The 18890-nt window shown below is 64.1% G+C and carries 16 protein-coding genes, 1 tRNA gene and 2 pseudogenes; 8 read left to right on the top strand and 11 right to left on the bottom strand.

What is annotated here, in order from left to right; genetic code table 11:
• Positions 1-160: 160 nt before the first annotated feature.
• The 4 genes from G6019_RS02895 to G6019_RS02880 form a co-directional block, all read right to left on the bottom strand.
• Positions 161-2149 (bottom strand): hypothetical protein, encoded by a 1989-nt coding sequence (locus tag G6019_RS02895; RefSeq protein WP_182613846.1) that lies wholly within the window; start codon positions 2147-2149, stop codon positions 161-163.
• A gap of 95 nt (positions 2150-2244) precedes the next feature.
• On the bottom strand, positions 2245-3543 hold the full coding sequence (locus tag G6019_RS02890) for an ATP-grasp domain-containing protein (RefSeq protein WP_309230136.1): 1299 nt from the start codon (positions 3541-3543) through the stop codon (positions 2245-2247).
• Between the two features lie 111 nt (positions 3544-3654).
• Positions 3655-4923 (bottom strand): alpha/beta hydrolase family protein, encoded by a 1269-nt coding sequence (locus G6019_RS02885; protein ID WP_182613845.1) that lies wholly within the window; start codon positions 4921-4923, stop codon positions 3655-3657.
• 112 nt (positions 4924-5035) lie between these two features.
• Positions 5036-6388: a cytochrome P450 gene (locus G6019_RS02880; RefSeq protein WP_241725845.1), complete on the bottom strand. Its 1353-nt coding sequence runs from the start codon at positions 6386-6388 to the stop codon at positions 5036-5038.
• A 158-nt stretch (positions 6389-6546) separates the two neighbouring features.
• Here G6019_RS02880 and G6019_RS02875 point away from each other — a divergent pair, with 158 nt between their 5' ends.
• Entirely contained in the window at positions 6547-6843 is a 297-nt protein-coding gene (locus tag G6019_RS02875; protein WP_107756874.1) for a hypothetical protein, read from the top strand.
• A 22-nt stretch (positions 6844-6865) separates the two neighbouring features.
• Here the strand turns inward: G6019_RS02875 and G6019_RS02870 are convergent, their stop codons facing one another.
• Complete coding sequence (locus G6019_RS02870; RefSeq protein ID WP_182613844.1) at positions 6866-8083, bottom strand: methyltransferase; 1218 nt, start codon at positions 8081-8083, stop codon at positions 6866-6868.
• A 933-nt stretch (positions 8084-9016) separates the two neighbouring features.
• On the opposite strand from G6019_RS02870, the gene G6019_RS02865 reads away from it, so the two are divergent.
• Positions 9017-10552 carry a hypothetical protein gene (locus tag G6019_RS02865; RefSeq protein WP_182613843.1) on the top strand — a complete coding sequence of 512 codons (1536 nt, stop codon included), beginning with the start codon at positions 9017-9019 and terminating at the stop codon, positions 10550-10552.
• A 366-nt stretch (positions 10553-10918) separates the two neighbouring features.
• On the opposite strand, the gene G6019_RS02860 is transcribed toward G6019_RS02865, so the two are convergent.
• Positions 10919-11845 carry a hypothetical protein gene (locus G6019_RS02860; protein ID WP_182613842.1) on the bottom strand — a complete coding sequence of 309 codons (927 nt, stop codon included), beginning with the start codon at positions 11843-11845 and terminating at the stop codon, positions 10919-10921.
• A 191-nt stretch (positions 11846-12036) separates the two neighbouring features.
• Between G6019_RS02860 and G6019_RS02855 the strand changes: the two genes are divergently transcribed.
• From G6019_RS02855 to G6019_RS02830, 6 genes and pseudogenes are all read left to right on the top strand, one after another.
• Positions 12037-12246, top strand: coding sequence for a transposase (locus G6019_RS02855; RefSeq protein WP_182613849.1), 210 nt, complete (start codon positions 12037-12039; stop codon positions 12244-12246).
• The gene (locus tag G6019_RS02850) at positions 12243-12653 is read left to right on the top strand and encodes a hypothetical protein (protein ID WP_182613841.1); all 411 of its coding nucleotides are present in this window, start codon (positions 12243-12245) and stop codon (positions 12651-12653) included. The genes G6019_RS02855 and G6019_RS02850 overlap by 4 nt, the downstream gene beginning before the upstream one ends.
• A gap of 6 nt (positions 12654-12659) precedes the next feature.
• Positions 12660-12971: pseudogene (locus G6019_RS02845) on the top strand (DDE-type integrase/transposase/recombinase); the annotation flags it as partial.
• Between the two features lie 112 nt (positions 12972-13083).
• Positions 13084-14607: an IS1634 family transposase gene (locus G6019_RS02840; protein WP_439822624.1), complete on the top strand. Its 1524-nt coding sequence runs from the start codon at positions 13084-13086 to the stop codon at positions 14605-14607.
• Between the two features lie 24 nt (positions 14608-14631).
• Positions 14632-14763 (top strand): annotated as a pseudogene (locus tag G6019_RS02835) (IS3 family transposase); the annotation flags it as partial.
• Positions 14764-14901: 138 nt separating this feature from the next.
• On the top strand, positions 14902-15066 hold the full coding sequence (locus G6019_RS02830; RefSeq protein ID WP_182612519.1) for a hypothetical protein: 165 nt from the start codon (positions 14902-14904) through the stop codon (positions 15064-15066).
• 483 nt (positions 15067-15549) lie between these two features.
• Here the strand turns inward: G6019_RS02830 and G6019_RS02825 are convergent, their stop codons facing one another.
• The 5 genes from G6019_RS02825 to G6019_RS02805 form a co-directional block, all read right to left on the bottom strand.
• Positions 15550-16404 carry a DUF4231 domain-containing protein gene (locus G6019_RS02825; RefSeq protein ID WP_182612517.1) on the bottom strand — a complete coding sequence of 285 codons (855 nt, stop codon included), beginning with the start codon at positions 16402-16404 and terminating at the stop codon, positions 15550-15552.
• A 42-nt stretch (positions 16405-16446) separates the two neighbouring features.
• A complete protein-coding gene (locus G6019_RS02820) occupies positions 16447-17082 on the bottom strand; it encodes a TIR domain-containing protein (RefSeq protein ID WP_182612515.1) in 636 nt (211 codons plus the stop codon).
• Positions 17083-17294: 212 nt separating this feature from the next.
• Positions 17295-17368, bottom strand: a tRNA-Leu gene (locus tag G6019_RS02815).
• 53 nt (positions 17369-17421) lie between these two features.
• The gene (locus G6019_RS02810) at positions 17422-18375 is read right to left on the bottom strand and encodes a Ppx/GppA phosphatase family protein (protein ID WP_309230135.1); all 954 of its coding nucleotides are present in this window, start codon (positions 18373-18375) and stop codon (positions 17422-17424) included.
• A gap of 53 nt (positions 18376-18428) precedes the next feature.
• Positions 18429-18890: DUF501 domain-containing protein (locus G6019_RS02805; RefSeq protein WP_182627005.1), on the bottom strand; the 462-nt coding region annotated here is incomplete at its 5' end.

Raw genomic sequence — 18890 nt, 5'->3', positions numbered from 1 at the left:
GCGCGCCCCCTTGGCACGCCCTCACCCCACTTACGCGCCCTGAATGGTCCATTCCGGACGCGCAAGTCCGGGAGCACGCCACCGAGGCGCCCGGTCCCGGAGCCGGGCGGCCGGCACGGGGCCCTCAAGGCTCACACCAGCACCGCGAGCCACAGCGGCCTCAGATCTCGGGCAACCGATCCGCGCCCCAACTCCCGTGGATCAGGTCGGTCACCCGGGCGACCTCCTCGGCGGAGACGGTGTCGGTCTCACCCGGCTCCAGGGCGTCGAAGTGGAAGATGTACAGGCGGGAGAGGAACTCCTCGAACGGCAGCGACGACTCGCCGAACCGCTCCCCGCTGCCGGCGGTGCTCACCACCACGCCGTTGCCCCAGTCCTGGCCGCTGTCGTTGTTGGGGTTGAAGAAGTAGACGCGCATGGTCTCGTCGGGGTCCAGCGCGACCCGCAGGATCGTGATGGCGTGCCAGCCCACGAACCGGCCCGAGCTGTCGGTGACGGCGACGCCGGCGGGTTGCGGGTGGATCAGGGGCTGGTTCCCGTTGTGGAACGGGTGGTAGCTGCCGTAGAAGTGCCGCACGAAGTCCTCGAGGTCGGTGAGCCGGCCGGACTCCACGTCCACGTTGATGCGGAATCCGCGAGAAGCCCACCAACCATGGAACTCGGGGTTGACCCAGCGATGCGGGTCGCCCGCGCGATCGCTGCACAGCCGGCCCATCTCCGCGTAGATGCGGTCCAGGTGCGGCACCACCAGAAGCGACACCGGGTCGAGGTCCACGGGCAGGGTCTCCGCCAGGCCCGCCTCGAGCTCGCGGGAGGACAGGGGCCGGCCCTCGAAGTGCATGACCACCTCGTTGTCCCGCGCCGCCCACGCGATGGTCTGCAGCAGGTAGTCGGGATCGTTGTACGCCCACATCGACAGTGCGCGGGCGGACTGGCAGGTGGGGTTGTCGCCCTGCCCCACGCCGAGCGGCTGGCCGAGCATCGACAGGGTCCCGGCCAGCAGCCAGATCCGTCCCGGCCGGGCCGGACCGTAGGCCAGCGCCAGACGCTCGTTCGCGTAGCCGGACAGCGGTAGAGCCAGCAGCCGCCACAGCGCGGGCCCGACGGCCGGCTGGAAGAGGATGCCGCGCTCGAGCAGCAACGCCAGTCCGTAGACCGACTGCGCGGTCTCGGGATGGACGGCGGCGTCGATCAGCGCATCGACCAGGCCGTGGAAGCACAGCAGGCTCTCGCGACCGGTGCTCGACAGGCCGAGGGCCTCACTGAGCAGGAAGCTGCCCTTCTCGCGGAGGAACCGCAGCAGGACGGGGTGGTACGCCGAGACCAGGCCCGTGTCGTGCATGGACCGCGCGAACCCGGCGGCCTCGTACTGCAGGGCCCCCTCGTCCATGGACTCCAGGCGGGAGCGGTAAACGTCCACCCCGGGGTCCTCCCGGCTGGCCTCGGTGGTGCCGTAGATGCTGCTGATCAGCCGGTCGACGCCGAAGCCACCGCTGCTGGTGTCCACCTCGGGGTCGTGGCGTGCCACCGCGAGCTGGGTGATGGTCTCCTTGATGTGGTCGACCTGGATCGGGCGTTGGCGCAGGATCCGCCAGATCTCCTCGACCAGCTGGTCCAGGACGCTGTCGTAGCCGATCTCCCCGGCGATGTGCGCCAACGACGTGCGGGTCACCTTGGCCATCCGGCCCTGTTGCACCCGTTCCGCCTCGGTGGCCGCCGTGAACAGCAACGCGGCGTTGGTGGCCAGGACCTCCTTGAGGTGCTGGAGGGCCTGCTCGGCCGACACATCGGGGTGCGGGTAGTCGCCCCGGGCCACCGCGGCCAGACGCAGGTCGCTGACGATCTCCATCACGGCCGTGTCGGCGTTGGGGCTGCGGAGCGACCCCGTGCTCAGCGCCGGAACCAGTGAACTCGGCGATGCCCAGTCCGTCCCCTCGTACAGTCCGGCGGACTCGAGCTCCCGGGCCATCGACTGCACGGCCCGGGCACCGCCGTCCTGGAGGAGGACCAGGCGCAGGCCGTCGAGCACGCGCCGCTTCGGCGTGGTCTTGCCGACGTCTCCTGCCTCGGCGAGGGCCCTGGTCGCGTCGACGAGCGAGGCCACCCGCTTGTCGAGCACTCGCGTCGCGGTGGGCGCATCGTCGGCCACTGGCTCATCGTCGGCCACTTGGTGTCACTCTCCACATCCACGGGCGACGGTGCCCGCCCTCGGTACCGTACCCACGTCGTCGGACCGGATGGCCGTCACACGTAGAAGTCGAGTTCCTCCTGGCGCGCCAGGAGGGTCCGCATCTCGTAGGCGTCGTCGCCGAAGAAGTAGACAAGCCCCCAGTGGGTGCCGAAGGCGGTCCGCTTGGTGACGGTCTCCTCGAGCGGTGCGGTGAGCTCGTGGGATTCGAAGTACTCGTGGTCCTCGGTCTCTTCCGGGATCTCGAGCGTGGAGACCACGCGCCGCCGCGGGTAGACGCCGAAGCAGCCCGCGTGACCGGTGGCGTCGACGACCTCGCGCGGGAAGAACGACGTGATCTCCTCCTCGGTGGTCTTGGGGTCGAACGCGAGCACCAGGCCCTGGTAGGCGTTGAAGCCATAGGCGCGCTCGAGCAGCTCGAAGACCTTGAACCCCGGCGGGCGGTAGGCCACCTCACCGAAGTACATCTCGCCGTCGCTGGTGACGAAGTACTCGGGGTGCACGAAGCCGAACTTGATGTCGAAGGTCTTGATGAGCTTCTCGATCTGCCGCGTGATCTCCGGGCGGTAGCGCTCCAGCTCCGGCGAGGCCGGCACGAACACCGAGTAGCCCAGGGTCACGTACTCGGAGATGTTGAGAAAGACGATCTTCCCGTTGTGGATCCAGGCCTCCACCGCGAACTCCCAGCCGTCGAGGTGGGACTCCATGAGGACCGGGAACTCCTCGTCCGGGATCGTGTCGACCTCGTCCGGGGTGCGGATGACGCGGTGCCCCAGGCAGCCGGCCTTGTCGAAGGCCTTGAGGTGTATGGGGTCGTTGGGGTCGCCGTCGAGCTTGAGCAGGGTCTGGTTGACGCGCTTGAGAAAGCGGATCACGTCGTCGCGCTCGTGGGCCTCCTCGAAGATCCCCACGCGGATCCCGCCGAGCTGGGCGCGGCGCTTCATCAGCGCCTTGTCCCGCAGCAGCAGCGACTGGCCGTACAGGGTGGGGTTGTCCATGAGCATGGAGTTGATGGCCCCCGCCCACTCCACGGTCTCCTCGAACAGCGGGATCGCCACGTCGACGCCCATGTCCTTGAGGGTCTCGGCGATCTCCATGGACCGGTCGTTGAGTCGCTCGAAGTTCCAGGGGACGAACGGGATGTTGTGCTGCCGGCAGTAGTCCTCGGCCCAGTCCGGCGCCACCACCACATAGCGGCGGTCAAACCGGTCCACCGCGTCGACCGCGTTCGGTGCCCAGCCGAGCAGCGCCACGTAGCCCTTGGAGGGGTCGCGTCGCGACTCGTTGCCGTCCTGGGTCGCCAGCGAACTCCTGTCCGCCGCAGTGGTGGTCGTGTCTGCTGTGGAGATCTGCACGCGGTAACTGCCTCCTGGGTCGGGGCGCGGGCTGGTGGGCCACCAACCTACCCAAGAGGGAGCGGCACGTGCCGGGGACGCCGGCCGCCCAGGTGAGGTGGACCGCCGGGCCTACCGACGTATCACCGTGTCGAGCCAGTCGAACGCGCGCTGGCTGAACAACGCTGCCGCCCCCGCTTCGTCGTGTTCGCCGGCGCCCTCGGCGTTGGTGAACTCGATCATCGTCTTGGGCGCGGTGAGGGCGTCGAAGAATCTCTGCGCGTCGAGGACGCGCGGGTCGTTCTGGCCTACGGTCAGCAGCACGGGGCAGTCGATGCGGTCCGCGATGCCGTCCAGGGTGAACTGCGTCAGGTCTCGCAGGTAGTCGACGGGGGTCGCGCATCCGTGCGTGAGCATCCCCCGCCCCACGGAGAAGGCCAGTCCCGGCGACTGCGCCATCCCGGCGCGGACCGCCGCGTTGAGGTCGTCGTCGGCCTCCCCGGTGGCCAGGTCGTCGCGGTGATCCTCGGGGAGCAGCAGCGCGGCGTTGGCTCCCGGGGCGTACTGCGGGGCGTCGGCGATCACGGCGGCCAGGCGATGCTCCGCGGTGGCGGCACGGGGCGCGAGATGCCCGCCCCAGCTGCGGCCCAGCGCCGCTATCCGGGTGGCGTCGACCTCGGGACGGGCGACCAGCCAGTCGACCTGAGCGGTGACGACCGCCTCCCAGTCGTGTCGGAAGTGCAGGTCGCGCTCGACCAGTGCCGCGCCCTGACCGGGGCCGTCCATCATGAGGACGGCGTAACCGCGCCGCAATGCAGCGACGCCGCCGGCGACGTACGTCTCCTCCATCGTGCCGTCGTATCCGCCGACCAGGATCACCGTGGGGAACGGTCCCGGGCCGGGCGGGGTCGCGAAGTAGCCGTCGAGTTCGGTTCCCTCGTACGGGACCGCGATCTGCTGGAAGGGATGGTCCGTCAACTCGGCCGCTCGGCGGAAGGCGTCCCGTTGGCGCGCGTTCGCCGTGACGAACCGGGGATCCATCGGCGGCGCGTACATGAAGACCCCGGAGATACGGAAGTACGTCGCCGCACGGAGGAATCCCTCACGCGCGCTCACCCGGTGGCCGGCGGCGAGGCTCGCCTCCGCATCCGCGAGGATCCGTTCGCCGAGCGCGTTCCACTCGGCGTTCCAGGCGTCCCTGTCCCCTTCTGGGATCCTTCGGGCGGTGATGAACGCCTCGCCGACGTCGGCTCCGCCCGACGGGATGGTGTCGAGCACGCGGAGGAACTGGCCGTCGAATCCACTGTCCGAGAAGGCCAGTCCGGTGAGGGTGGGTGCGTCGGGGCGTCCATCGCCATCCACGGCAGGGGTCGTCGCATCCGATGGAGTGTTACTGGCCATGTCCGCACCTCGCCATTCCCGCTGGTCACCCCTGGTCTCATCCCCGCCACCATCATCGCTCACCCCACCTCTGTCCCGGGCGCGAATCATTCGTGATGCTGTGGCCGCCGGTTCACCGACGCCGGACGGTGATCCGCCCTCCTCGGTGCGGAGCGAACGCGACGCCGCGGGAGTGCCACTTCTCGCCGCGATCGGTGGTCGGGACGATCTCGTACATGCTCAGCAGGGTGCGGAGCACGACGTCCATCTCCATGGTCGCGAACGCCGCTCCGATGCACCGCCTGGTCCCGCCGCCGAACGGCAGCCAGGCCGGCGGCGGCGTGGTGTCGAGGAAGCGGGTCGGGTCGAAACGTTCGGGCTGGGCGAAGTGCGCGCTGTCGTCGTGCAGCAGCGAGATCGCGACCAACACGTTGTACCCGCGCGGGATGCGCCACGGGCCCAGGTCGAGGTGCGGCGCCTGCACGTGGCGCCCGGCGAGATCGATGACCGGCCGGCTGCGCTGCACCTCCAGGATCGTCGCGTGCCGGTAGCCGGCTCCCCCGTCGTCGACCTCGGCGACCAGCTCATCCAGCACCGCGGGGTTGCGGCTGAGCCGCTCCAGCGCCCAGGCGAGCGTCGTCGCGGTGGTCTCGTGTCCCGCCACGAGCAGTGCGGTGAGCTCGTCGCGGATCTCCTCGTCCGTCATGGACGAGCCGTCGTCGTAGGTGCTCTGCAGCATCATCGCCAGGATGTCGTCGCGCTCGTCGAGTCGGTCGTCTCGGCGGCCCCGGGCGATGAGGGCGGTGATCGCATCGTCGTACTCCGTCTTGTAGCGGGCGAACCGAGCGCGCGGGCCCACCGACCCCACGCGCACCGGCAGTTCCGGGGTGATGACCACCGCCGAACCGGCCTCCACCATGGGCGGGATGACGCGGCGCAGCGTGACGAGCTCGTCGTCCCGCGCGCCGAACACCGTCCGGATGATGATGTCCAGCGTGATGCGGGTCATCGACGGCAGGGAGGCGAACGGCCGGCCGACCACCCACGAGCCGAGTTCGCGCCGGGTCTCCTCCTCGACGACCGCCTCGTAGCCCGTGATGCGCCTGCCGTGCAGGGGCGGTGTGAGCAGCTTGCGGTGCCGACGGTGGTCGGTGCCCTCGATCGCGAACATCGACTGCTCCCCCAGCACCCGTCCCAGATTGGGGTCGATGTTGGTCAGCGACTCCTGGGGGGCGGTGAACAGTGCCTTGGCCAGCGCGGCGTCCGAGATCACCACCGCACGCCCGTAGATCGGCAGGTGCACGGTGACGGCGTCGCCGTATCTCGCCTGAAGCCGCTGGAGCACTCTGCGCCGGGCGAGGCCGAAGCCCACGCCCTGGACCGACCTGGGCAGCGAGGGCCCGGGCGGGAGCAGGGGTGCGCGGTCGTCGGCGGTCAGGCGTGTTGCGGACGCGGCGGGAACCGACCTGTCCGTCGTGCTGTCCATGGCGTCGCATCCTCGGCCTCGGGTGGCGTGCGGGGCGCCGTTCAGCCTACGTGCCGGAAATGCGGTGGTGGCCGCAGTTGGTGCGACGACGACGAGGACCTCCCCAACCGATCGACACCGCCCCCAATCCGCCGCGACCCCGGCATCGAATCCCGGATATGCACTCCGCGTCGCAGTCCCCGCGCCCCACCGACTTCCACGTCGCGGCGGACGGCACGGACGTGGCAGGGCTCTTCGCCGATCCCTGGGGCATCGACGCCGGGCACGGCTCGCCAGCGCCGGCGGAGTCCGACCAGTCCGATTCCGAGCGCGGGGACTTTCTCGGTGCCATGCGCGCATCGTGGGACGACTGGATGCCCGTCGCCACCACGGGCTGGGGCGCGGTGGTGCTCATCATCCCGTTGCTCGCGGCGCATGCCCTGGTCTGGGCATTCGGCGGGCGCCGGCCCCGCTAGGTGCGCCGACCCGTCGAGCTGCTCAGCCTCGCCCCAGCCGCCACAGGATGGTGCGCTCCTTCGACCGGGCCGCGTGCAGCGGATCGGCACTGTCGGCGGCGCGTGGATGCCGAGGTGTCGTTTCACTCGTCCCGACCACCGTCAGCCCGGCCGCGTCGATGCGGCTGAGCAGGTCATCGCGGGTGCGCAGGCCCAGGTGTTCGGCGAGGTCGGACAGGATCAGCCATCCCTCGCCCTGCGGGGTGAGGTGATCGGCGAGCCCGCTGAGGAAGCGGTGCAGCACGTCCGAGTCAGGGTCGTAGATCCCCTGCTCCAGAGCCGAGGTCGGGCGGCCGGGAATCCACGGCGGATTGCACACCACCACGTCGGCCCGCGCGGTGTCGCGCGCCTCGTCGTCGCCCGCCTCGCCGTCGTCCGCCTCGTCGTGGACATCGGGCCACAGGTCGGCCTGCACCACGGTGACCCGGCCCGCCAACCCCAGCCGATCCACGTTGTCCCGGGCGCACTGCACGGCCCGCGGGTTGATGTCGGTCGCGACCACTTCCCGCGCGCCGCGCCGGGCCAGCACCGCCGCGAGCACTCCGGTCCCCGTGCCGATGTCCCACACGACGGGGTGGTCGATGCCCTGCGGCCAGGAGGCGTCGGCGACCAGGTCGATGTACTCGTCGCGGGTGGGGGCGAAGACGCCGTGGGCGGGATGGATCCGAGCCCCCAGGGCGCCGACCTCGATCCCCTTGCGGTGCCACTCGTAGGCGCTGATCACGCCGAGGAGCTCGGGCAGCGAGACGAGAGTCTCCTCGCCGACGGAATCGCTCGACACCTCGGCGGGCTGATCGACCGGCTGCCCGTAGGCGTGAGCGCAGGCCTCGCGCGCGTCGGGCGCTCGGCGCAGGCTGATCGAGTAATCGGGCTGCAGGGGGATCAGGATCTTGCCCAGAATCGCCGCACGCTCCGCGCGCGCCTTCCGGTTGGCGAGGAAGACTTCGCCGGGGTCGGTGGACTGCGGTGCCCGGGACGCCCGCTTCTCGAGGCGACGGTCGAGAGCGCGCATGAGCTGCCGGGCGTTCTGGAAATCCCCCCGCCACAGCAGGCTTGATCCTCTCTGGGCGATTCTGAGAGCCTTGTCTGCGGCGATGTCGTCGGTGATCACGACGATTCCACTCGGCGCCGGTGCGGCGTTCTCGGAGCGCCAGAACCCGATGCGCTGGGTGCCGCTCTCGTTCCACCTGAATGTCGTCATGGCGCGTCCAGGGTATGGGCGTAAGAGAGCAAGTGAATCCTTCGAACTGGCGCGCACTCGCCGGCATGGCGAAAGCACGGATACGCGACACGGCGACGAGACGAGAGTAGCGCCGTTCAGGGCTTACCCGGTGCACACCGCCGACCCCGCCTCCACCGAGTCGAGACCACGCCTGTGTGCGTGGGCCGCATCGGCCTCACCGACTCGGCGGCGCTTCCCTCCTCATGGACTGGCGCACGCCGGTCGCCGAGCCGTTCTTCGCCGCGACGCTCGCCGATGCGAGTGGCGTGGCTTATCTCCGGCGGTACCGGGGGTGGGGCGGGCGCATCGTGGACTACTGGGATTAAGCCATTGGCGATGACGACGAGGGCTCCTCTCACGTCAGCCCCGACGACCTCTCGGCCTTCGTCTCGAGCCTGTCCCAGGCGCGGACCGGCCGAATGCGGGATGTGCTCACCACGATCCAGGCCGATCAGGACGCCATCATCCGTTCGGACGACACCGGTAGACCGTGAGGTACCCCTTCGTGAAATAGGAGTTGATTCCCCGATTGCGCAAACAGTCTCGAGAACCTCAAAACTGAGCTCAAACGCGGTCTAACGCTACCGAGTTACCTACCCAACTCCGCATCCGGGTTCTTTCCAGTGGGGGCGGTCATGCAATACCCTCAGAGGTATGACGATGGGTGGACGTGGGGCGGGCGGCGATAAGATTCAGTGGGATAAGCTGAATCAGCCTTGGTTCGACCGAATTGTTGAGACTCTGCTTCTTCGGAAGCTTCGAAGCGTGGCCGAAGTTGAAATACTCGATGGCAGAGGTGGCGATGGAGGCAGGGACGTGTCCGCTACCTACCCCGACGGTCGCCACGTTATTTACCAGTTGAAGTATTACCCCGAGGGAATGTCCGGTGGCCACAGGCCGCGTAGGACCGACGTGAAGAAGTCGTTCAAGCGAGCAGTCAACTTGCATGAGCCGCAAGACTGGATTCTTGTCACGCCCAGAAACTACTCCGACCCCGAGATGCAATTCTTGCGCAAGTTGCCAGATGAAACTCCTGCCGGAAAGCGCGCGCCCAAGGTTCAGTGGATCGGACGCGGAGGCCTGGACCAAATGCTTATCGAATTTCCTGAAGTTGATCGATGGTTAACCCTCGATCACGTTAAGGCAACTCGCGAGGTCTTTGAATGGGAAAGAAGAGCGTTCCTTGATTCTCCCGCCAGCGACCTCGCCGGAAGATTAGGCGCTCTTGGTGAGTTAGTCGATGCTACGGATCCTGACTGGACGTGGGACTTCGAGCGGCGTGAAGGCTTGACGATTCAAACGTTGCGAGCGCAGCATGACGAAGCGGCGACGCGTAGCCCCATCAGTATCACCTTCACCGCTGCGTTCGGACACGACTTTGCGGCAGACCAAGAAATTCGGCGGTCTATCGAATATGGATCGCCAGAGCGCATAGAGATCCCGGGCTCGGCGATCACAGAGTTTGATGTGTCGGGACCGAAGCTTATGAGCGATATGCCCGACCCGGATCTTCTGGTGATTACGAGCATTCCCGCCGATGACGTGCCCGCAGTTGGCATGCTTGTGGAACTCCGGTTTATTGAGTCAGGTGAAACGGTCGCGACCGAGGAGGGGACGGTCACCAAGGTCCACCGTGGCACTCGGGGCGTGACCACCGTTTTGTCGTTCTGCAGCGATCGACTCACGGTGAAAGCGCAGTTCACCTACCAGTCCTCGCCGAGCACCACTACGTTTGAAGTCGGGTGCAGAATTGAGGGGCTTAGTGCGCGAGCCGTTGCCGACCTACTCCGGACTGTTTCGAGGATAAGAACGTCAGGCGAGGTTCAACTCTATCTTGATGGCCGGTTCCTAGCTAAATACGGCCACCCCGGTGGCGCAATTGCTAAGGAAGACAGTGACCTAGACGAGATTCTCGAATTCGCGGATGACCTCGCTTGTGTTCTCGAGTACACGCGGCAGAACATGACTTTTCCGAAAAGATACACCGTGTTGGATCGGGTCCACGCGCGCGTCGCAAGACTGTTGATCGACGGTTATGTCGTCGCGTCACCTTTGGTACGCGGAGTAACGGCAAAGGTTGCCGATGACGTAGAGCCGTCTGCAGAAATTCGCAGCCTGCTCACACTGAGGCGATACGCACGATGGCAGGCTGGCTCCTACTTGGTTCCGATCGCTGGGAGAAACTTCAACCTCGGCCAATTCGTGGCGGTTCATCCCGAGTCATGGATTGAGAACGGTGTCGCGGCCTTTAAAGATCTGGAGCAAGGGAAAGTCAACTCCGGCCAACTAGTCGTCAGGCCGGGTGACGACCCATATTTTTTCGCCTACCTACCAGACTCTGATCTAAGGGATTACGACGATCGATTCTTCGCCGAATGGGACCTTGATGGCGTCGAGGAACCGTGGTTAGACCGGCCATGGCTTTCATTCGAGAACTCAGAAACCTAGCTTCCTGGCAGAAATGCGCGATGCTAAGAATTTGGGTATCAGACTGTTGCGGCCAGTGAAAGGCTGATGCTGCAACTCCATCGGATTGGAGATCCTCTCGGGACCGCCACTCAGGTCACCGTCTCGCTGCCATTACCCGAACCGACCCATTCCGCACCGATGGATCAGTTGACCGCAGCGCACTAAACGGGTTTGAACTCCGCCTCAGCGGCACTTGTCGATGACCCCACCGCGGATCATAGCCAGTGGCCCAGCCGCGACCCCGTCGTTCTCGCTCGTACACCATCAAGCGTTGAGTTAATAGTGCCGCTTAGTAACCCAGTTCCCCGGCGGCCCTAGGGGCGATCTGCAAACTCTCGATACGCGCTATTCGGTAGCTCGAAATTCGTTGACTTGTTGACCTTTCTCGGACAGTACATCACTTTCCGACGGCGGAATTTTGAAAATCAACTTTATCCCGTTTTTCGCCGCAAGTTTATCCAATATGTTGAGGTGTTCTGGGCTAGATGGAGAGCCCCCCCACGTTGCGATCACAGAATTTGCCGTATGGTAATCCAAGACTACAGGGAGACTCATCAATCCGATATAATGATCGGCTTCCTTCATAAATCCGGTCAAATCGGGACGCTTCTTTCTATTTTCATTCCCCACGCCGCCAAACCAACCTCCTTCGCGCTCATTAATTAATTCGCGATAGGCGATTGAACTGGCGTTTCGCGCTTCCAGTTCTCGCGCATTCTGTTCGTTAAAGTAAATGTGGCGCAGCTGGGCGACACTGTCAGTAAGAAGATCCACCTTAGCTTCAAGCGGCGATTCGTTAGCGTCCGGCTCGTTGGCCTTTATAGTCAAACCAAAGTGGCGCCACAAAGGATTTTGGCCACTGCAACTTGAGGCGCTATCGGAAATGTGACGGACTAGACGTTCCTGTTCATCTTCAATCTCCCAGCCGCGCAAGCTGGAGCTATAAATGTGAGTGTTAATTCCAGATGTATCGAACGGCAGCGACGTGTGGTCGTCTCTAACTAAAGCCACTGGAAGATTCAGAGATGTCCGAACACCGAGTTCAAAAAAAACATTCGGATTATGCCGACTTAAATCGCATAGTACCAAGTCCGCATTACTAAGGTGGGATATTATCTGACCGTGAATCAAATGTGACCCCTGCGCTGCTGGCCGGATTGCAGTAAACCCTGCTCTTTCCACAGCCTTTACGAACAGGCTTTCAATCACGTGCTCCCAGTGATCTGGGTCCTCGTAGAACTTCGCCTCCTCATCATGGGTGGTAATCGGCATCGCTATGAAGCACGTAGGCCGGGGATCCGGCGGTGGCTCTTTGGAAGTCCTATGGGGAGCTGACATACACATCACAGTATTGGATCGTGCTCGAGGCAGCCGGGGCTAGGCAAAAATCGCCTGTCCGTGAGCGAGGTGGCGGGCCTAGGACGTGGTGGCAGGGATGACTTCATCGTGTCAAGCTCTCCCAGATCGCGAGGGACTTCGGGATCCACTACACCACGCTGTACTCGTGGATGAAGAAGGCTGACTTCGAAGACGTTGAACGCCCCGGCGCCACCGCAGTCCAGACGGCTGAGCTACGTGAGGCGAAGAAGCGGGTTAAGACCCTCAAGAAAGAAATCAAGGTCCTGAGGCGGGCCGCGGCCTACTTCCCTCAGGCCCATCTACTGGGAAAATGAGCTACCCGCTCATCCGTGATCTGGCCGCTGACTGGATCCCCGTAACGGTGACCTGTCGGGTGCTCAAAATCTCCCAGCATCCCTACTATCGCTTGCTCAAGTGCCCGATCACGCCGTCTGCACTGGACGAGGCCTACCGCGCCAACGCCCTTTTCGACGCCCACCGTGGCGACCCAGAGTTCGGGTACCGGTTCCTCATGATAGAGGCTCGTGACGCTGTTGAGCCGATGACCGCACGCACGGGGTGGAAAGACTGCTCCGGGAATGGCTGGTGGTCGGTGTTCGGGAAGCGCAATAGTGGTGCGAAGAAGCCCAGTCCAACGGTCCATGACGACCAGTGCGCTGTGGTCGATGAGAAGGGCCGCACCCGGCACAAGTTCACCGCTGAGGCCGCGAACCGATTCTGAATCGGTGACAATACCGAATACTGGACGAATGAGTGGAAGTTGAACCTTTGCGCGTTCAAGGACGTCTACTCCAACAGGATTGTCGGATACCCCATCGACTCGCGGATGAAGTCACGCTTGGCCCTCGCGGCCCTGGACAACGCTGCTGGCCCGCGTTGTGACGTCGCCGGGTGTGTCGTCCACACCGACGGAGGGTCCCATTTCAAGAGCCGGAGATTCGTGCACGCCTTGAACCGTCACGACATGGTCGGATCCATGGGCCGAGTTGGAGCGGCCGGCGACAACGCCGCCATGGAATCGTTCTTCGCGCTGCTACAGACCTGACTTCCACAAGTTGACGCTGTTCTGCTGCTTGGGATTCCGGTTTGCGCTGGTAGGGCGAGTTCTGTGCTGGCGTTTGTGACACTAAACGGCCCGGTAGTTTGGGCGTGTGGGGCTGAAATTTCGGAAGGTGCCGACGGGGTCGGGGGCCACGGGCGTGCAGTTGGTCGAGTGGGTCGGCGGCCGGTTGGTGGTGCGCGAGCACCTGGGTTCGGCTCACACCCCCGGCGAGTTGGCGGCATTGATAGAGGTCGCCAAGCAGCGCATTCAGGGCGATCAGCAGGCGTTAGACCTGGAGTTGAGCGATCACGGCGGGGCGGTGATCGACGTGCCGGCGGCGACGGCCGCGCGGATCCAGCAGTCCACGGCGCGGATCTTGTGGCAGGGGTTGACCGGTACGTACTCCAGGCTCGGCTTCGACGTGGTTGGCGATACGGTGTTCCGCGACCTGGTGCTGTGCCGTGTGGTGGAGCCGACCAGCAAGTTGGACTCGGTTCGGGTCCTGGGCGAATTGGGGACGCAACCACCGCACGTCAACACGCTTTACAACTGTCTGCAGCGGGTGGTCGGCCGGGACTACCGCGCGCTGATAGCCACCGCCTGCTGGGCCCACGTCAACCGCGCCGGGGGCCCCGGTGTGGCGTTGGTGCTCTACGACTTGACCACCTTGTATTTCGAGGCCGAGAAGGAAGATGACCTGCGCAAAGTCGGTATGAGTAAAGAGCGCAAGGTCGACCCGCAGATCACCGTCGGCCTGCTGGTGGCCCGCGATGGGTTCCCGCTGGACGTGCACGTCTTCGAGGGCAACAAGGCAGAGACCAAGACGCTAATCCCGGTCATCACGGCTTTCCAAAAGCGCCACCAGATCAGCGACATGGTCGTGGTGGCCGATGCGGGCATGCTGTCGGCGGCCAACCTCAATGCGCTGGAAGATGCTGGCCTGTCGTTCATCGTCGGCTCCCGCACTTCCAAGGCGCCCAAGGAGCTCGAGGACCATTTCGGCCGCCGCGGCAATCTGATTGCCGACGACGGCGTCGTGGAGCTGATCCGCCCAATGGGCCAGGGCCGGGACCGGCGAGACCGGCGGGTGGTGTGGCACTACAAATGGGAGCGAGCCAAGCGAGACCGGCGGACGCTGAACGCGCAGATCGACCGCGCCCAACGCGTGGCCGACCGGGCAGAACCACTCAAGAAGCAGCGGTTCGTCAAGGTCACCGACCAGAAGGTAATCTTGGACGAGGCCTCGATCCAGCGGGCCCGCGAGTCTGCAGGCTACAAGGGGTATGTCACAAACATCGCCCCGGCCGTGATGGACGGCCATGCCGTCGTGGCGGCCTATCACGACCTCTGGAAAGTCGAGCAGTCCTTCCGCATGGCCAAGGCCGACCTGAGGGCGCGCCCGATCTTCCACCGCACCCGCGATGCGATCGAAGCTCACCTCACCGTCGTGTTCGCGGCCCTGGCCGTGGCGCGGCACCTGCAGGACCTCACCGGCATGTCGATCAAGAAGATCGTCACCACCCTGCGACCGCTGCGCACGGTCACCGTCGCCATCGGCGACCACGAAATGCTCGTCGAACCCACAATCCCGGACGCCGCGCGAGCCGTCATCGACGCGATCAACGCAGGGTGACACTAAAACTTGTGGAAGTCAGGACAGAAAGACGTGCTTGACCGCCGCGTCGGGGCCACCCGCGAGGACCTGCGAATCGCGATCGTTTCCTGGATCGAACGGTCCTACCACCGCCGCCGCCTAGATCGTCTCGGTCGGTTGACCCCCATCGAGTAAGAAACAATCATGACCACGCCAGCCACTCAGGCTGCGTGACTAACCACTATCACCTGACCGTGCAGCAGTCCTCTCAATCCGTTGATCGGCAGGGTCGGCGAAGCCTAAGGTAGCGCGCTCCCGGAGTCGGGCAACGGGTTGCATCTGGCCGGTTGCATCCGCTCGACGATCTTTCGCGACGGGCCGTGCAAGAGGCTCAACGACGTCAAGCACGCCACCGCAGCATGGACCGAGTGGCACAACAACGGCCGGCTCAACTCGAGCCTGGGTTACGTCCCGCCCGTCGAGTTCGAGCAGTACTAGTACGCCGCTTTCAAGGGGGAGCTGCAACCCACATAGGAGGCGGCGGGCAACCTGGGACAGTTTGTCCCGCCCATTGCGAGCACGATCGGCAGACCAAGACCCCGCACAATAGAATCGCTAACTTCGAACGCACCCGTTCCGCGACAGCAACGCGGGCCAAGGGTCTCGATGTTCGACCTGGTAGTGCTGACAAGATCCGGAGCCGTCGCACCAAGTATCTGCAGTCCACCGCCATACGCAGATCATTTGTGCAACCCAGAAGCCCATGTTCTGCGGTTTACACGTGTTCCGTCCCGTTACTCCGTCACTCTGATGGCGTAGCGCTGTCAGTTTAACTGAGTCGTGGAGCATAGATGGAAAGAGATGGTGCTGAGTTGCGCTGAGCACTTTTCCGGGTACGGGGATCGGAGTCGGCATCAAACCCGATCGCCGACAGCCTGTTAGAACATCTGGTCGAACTATTTGAGCTTCGACTTTATGCCACTAACCAATGGGGCCCTGCTTCCTCGCCAACCACATCGTGTGCTCCCTGCTGAATGCAGCTTCTGCATCGTGGACAAACTGGGCCCAGGCTTGCTCATCGTTCCCGTCCACATATGACCCGTCCAAAATGTCGATCTCGTGTGCCGTCAGGGCGTAAGCCACTGATAGTCCAGCATAGTTTCTCATTTGAAACCACGCTGCGCATCCTGCGGCAGCGGCAGCCAAAACGCCCAATAAGTCAGCATCGAAGAATTCCAGAATGCGAGCCATGCCTAGAAGAACAGCTAGCGCCTCAAGAGACACAATCGCTACCCTCCATTGGCTAGCCCGCTTACGATTCAGTTCGGCTTTCGCCGAGTACCAGTTCTTCTGGTCTCGCACCCGATTATCGATGTAGAAATCGTGGCGAACACTGATTGAGCCGGAACGTAGACGGCGCATCTCGGGAGTAATTGCACCCACGCTTCCGTTGGGCGGGCCGACGTCTATGGAATCAAGTTCATTCGCAATCTTTAAGAGTCGAGCACGAAAAGCTTCATCCACATCACCCTGAGAAAGGCGAAATGACTCTCCTCCGACGGCATACTGCCAACTCATCGACTTCACGGATTCCGCGGCGGCCCGCGCTTGATACCAACGCTTCTCCGCTTCACTCGACGTGTTCGAAGCACGAAGAAATAATGCGGCCAGGAAGAAAAGGACAGCAAGCACCGCCGCCGCGCGACCAGGAATCACAGCCGCGGCACTGGCAATTACCAGGCAGACGAGTTCTCCACGTCTAACACGGTTAAATAAGGTTTGCGCCTTAGCTGACGAATTATCAAAGGCCAAGTAAGCTGCAGGAAAGGTGAGCATTGCCTCCTCCTAACGTTATTGACCCGAAAGCCATATCGATAATTAACAAGGGTAATTTCTCCTCTGAAGCGCCCCGGAGTTATCGATCAAATGCGACCTTGCAGTCCGCGCCTGAAATCCATCTTCAATCCATTCCCTAAGATCGCTCGCTGTTCTCGGATAATAGTAGTAAGCGGCATAACTGGAATTAATCGAGCTGAAATTGTCCGCGAACCGCTCAGGCAAACGGTGCAGTGAGCGATCAGCTGGAGTAATGGCCATTAACCCGTTACGCTTGTTAACCGCACCGTGGCGCAGACTTGAGGACAGTTCCCAATCGACGTACTTTCGAGACCATGTGCATGCCCCAAGGAAAAGGATCGTAACAGTAGAATCTGCCAAATACTTGGAGCCTATCCGTCCCTTGATGTATTCTTCGTCGCTACTGTCAATTGGGTCTTCGAAGTGATCACTGTCCGATACACCAATCACCCTGGGAATAAAGATGTCGCTAAACTCTTCGACGAAGTCCGTAACGGCGTCGATATCCGCGCCGTGATAAGAAATAAAACACTTGTGTCGAACCGGGACGCTCCGCCCCAGTTTTGCGCCAATTAGTTTGTCTTTGGCATATTCCTGCTCACTCTGCGCGGCTAGAAAGCTGAGTCGCGCAAGCTTTTGGCTATAGTTTGAACTCACTCGTCTCCCATCAACGACGTTGCCAGTCTCAATAATCTACGCGGCAGAGCGTGCGGAGGGGACTGATTTTGGCCATACCCCTCCTTCTCAAGGCTCGGTATGACGGGAACATCTTCAACATACTCGCGCGCACTCGGCAGTCAGTTCGGCATGAACCGTTGCCCTGAGCCCATCCGGATCCTGCAACGAACCGTCATTGACTTACAACAACGTGCCCCCAGTCGGACTCGAACCGACACTGAAACGGTTTTAAGCCGTCTGCCTCTGCCAATTGGGCTATGGGGGCGTGTCGACCCTGCCGGGGCGGGGCCGGGAGACGCGTGAAGGCGCCGTGCCGAGCTAGCCTGCCAGGCGGGTCAGCACCGACATCCCGATGCCATCCAGGATGTCCTTCTCACTCACCGTGAGCTCGGACAACCCGGCGCGCTCTGCCATCACATCACACAGCGCCTGGACCACGATGGAGCCCCCGCCGATCACGTCTGCGCGTCCCGGGTGCATGGGCCCCAGGCTCCGGCGTTCGGTTACCGAGGACGCCACCAGGCGGTCACAGACCTCACGCATCTGCTCCAACGGAATGACGCTGCCGTGGATCCGCTCGGGGTCGTACTCCCCCAGCCCCTGCGCCAATGCACTCAACGTTGTGAAGGTGCCGGCCACGCCCACCCAGCGGGCAGCGCGGCCGACCGGCACGTCGCCGGCCTCGGCTAGGGCGTCCGCGATCACTGCGCGGGCGTCAGCGATCTCGGCCGCGGTCGGCGGGTCCGAGTGCAGCACCCGCTCGGTAATACGCACACACCCGACGTCGAGGCTGCGGGCGCCGAGGATCTGAACCTCTGCGTCAAGTAGCTCGCCCACCACGATCTCCGTGGACCCCCCGCCGAGGTCGGTCACCACGAACGGCCCTTCGGACGGGTCGAGGTCGATCACCCCGCCGGCGAAGGTCAACTCGGCCTCGGTCTGCCCACTGATCACCTCGGCCACCGCGCCCGGGAAGTGCGCACCGAGTATCTCGGCAGTCATGTCGAAGAACTCGTCTTTGTTGCCGGCATCGCGGGTCGCGGAGGTGGCCACCATGCGCACCGACTTCACGCCGAGCTCGGCCATCGTGGCCGCGTAGTCGGTGAGCGCGGTGCGACACCTGCTTATGGCTTCGGTCGAGAGGCTCCCGGTCGCGTCGACGCCCTCACCGAGCCGGATGATGCGCATCTCGCGGGTGACGTCGGTGAGCCCGGGCTGACCGGGGACGCCCTCGGCGACGAGCAAGCGGATGGAGTTGGTGCCGCAGTCCACAGCGCCAACGCGAACAGGCCCACCCCGGACGGCGCCATCGAGAGCAGCCGAGGTCACTCCTGCTCCTGCGCGTAGTAGTCCGGCACGCCCAGCTCCTCGGGCGTCGGCCAGTCCTCGGGCAGCGCCGTGCCGCGCAGTCCGGCCTCGCAGGCCAGCGCCACGGACTCGTCGCCCAACCACACCACGCCGGGCCCCTCGGCCAACGCGTAGGCCATCAGCACGTGCAGGCACTTGACCCGCTCGGGCATCCCGCCACCGGAGAAGTCGGTCCCGAGGTCCTCGATCTCGTTGCGCTGCTCGAGATACCGCTCATGCGCCTGGGTGTAGTTCAGCGCCATCTCGGGGTCGGCGGCCAACCTCGTCGTCATCCCCCTCATAATCCCCGCGGATTCCTGCCGACTCGCCTCGGCGGTGAGCCGCGGATCGGTGAGGTAGTACAGCGTGGGGAACGGGGTGCCGTCCTCCAGCCGCGGCGCGGTCTTGACCACCCCGGGCCTGCCGTCGGGGCTGCGGTA

It is taken from the genome of Dietzia sp. DQ12-76, assembly GCF_014145045.1.
In the GTDB taxonomy this organism is placed as follows: Bacteria; Actinomycetota; Actinomycetes; order Mycobacteriales; family Mycobacteriaceae; genus Dietzia.
Note: the sequence above shows the minus strand (reverse complement) of the source record. Positions and strands in the feature narration are given on the sequence as shown.

Excerpts from the sequence above, each read along its gene's own strand:
- G6019_RS02885 (WP_182613845.1), bottom strand. The coding sequence starts at position 4,923 with ATGGCCAGTAACACTCCATCGGATGCGACGACCCCTGCCGTGGATGGC.
- G6019_RS02880 (WP_241725845.1), bottom strand. The coding sequence starts at position 6,388 with ATGGACAGCACGACGGACAGGTCGGTTCCCGCCGCGTCCGCAACACGC.
- G6019_RS02875 (WP_107756874.1), top strand. The coding sequence starts at position 6,547 with ATGCACTCCGCGTCGCAGTCCCCGCGCCCCACCGACTTCCACGTCGCG.
- G6019_RS02870 (WP_182613844.1), bottom strand. The coding sequence starts at position 8,083 with ATGACGACATTCAGGTGGAACGAGAGCGGCACCCAGCGCATCGGGTTC.
- G6019_RS02860 (WP_182613842.1), bottom strand. The coding sequence starts at position 11,845 with ATGCCGATTACCACCCATGATGAGGAGGCGAAGTTCTACGAGGACCCA.
- G6019_RS02850 (WP_182613841.1), top strand. The coding sequence starts at position 12,243 with ATGAGCTACCCGCTCATCCGTGATCTGGCCGCTGACTGGATCCCCGTA.
- G6019_RS02825 (WP_182612517.1), bottom strand. The coding sequence starts at position 16,404 with ATGCTCACCTTTCCTGCAGCTTACTTGGCCTTTGATAATTCGTCAGCT.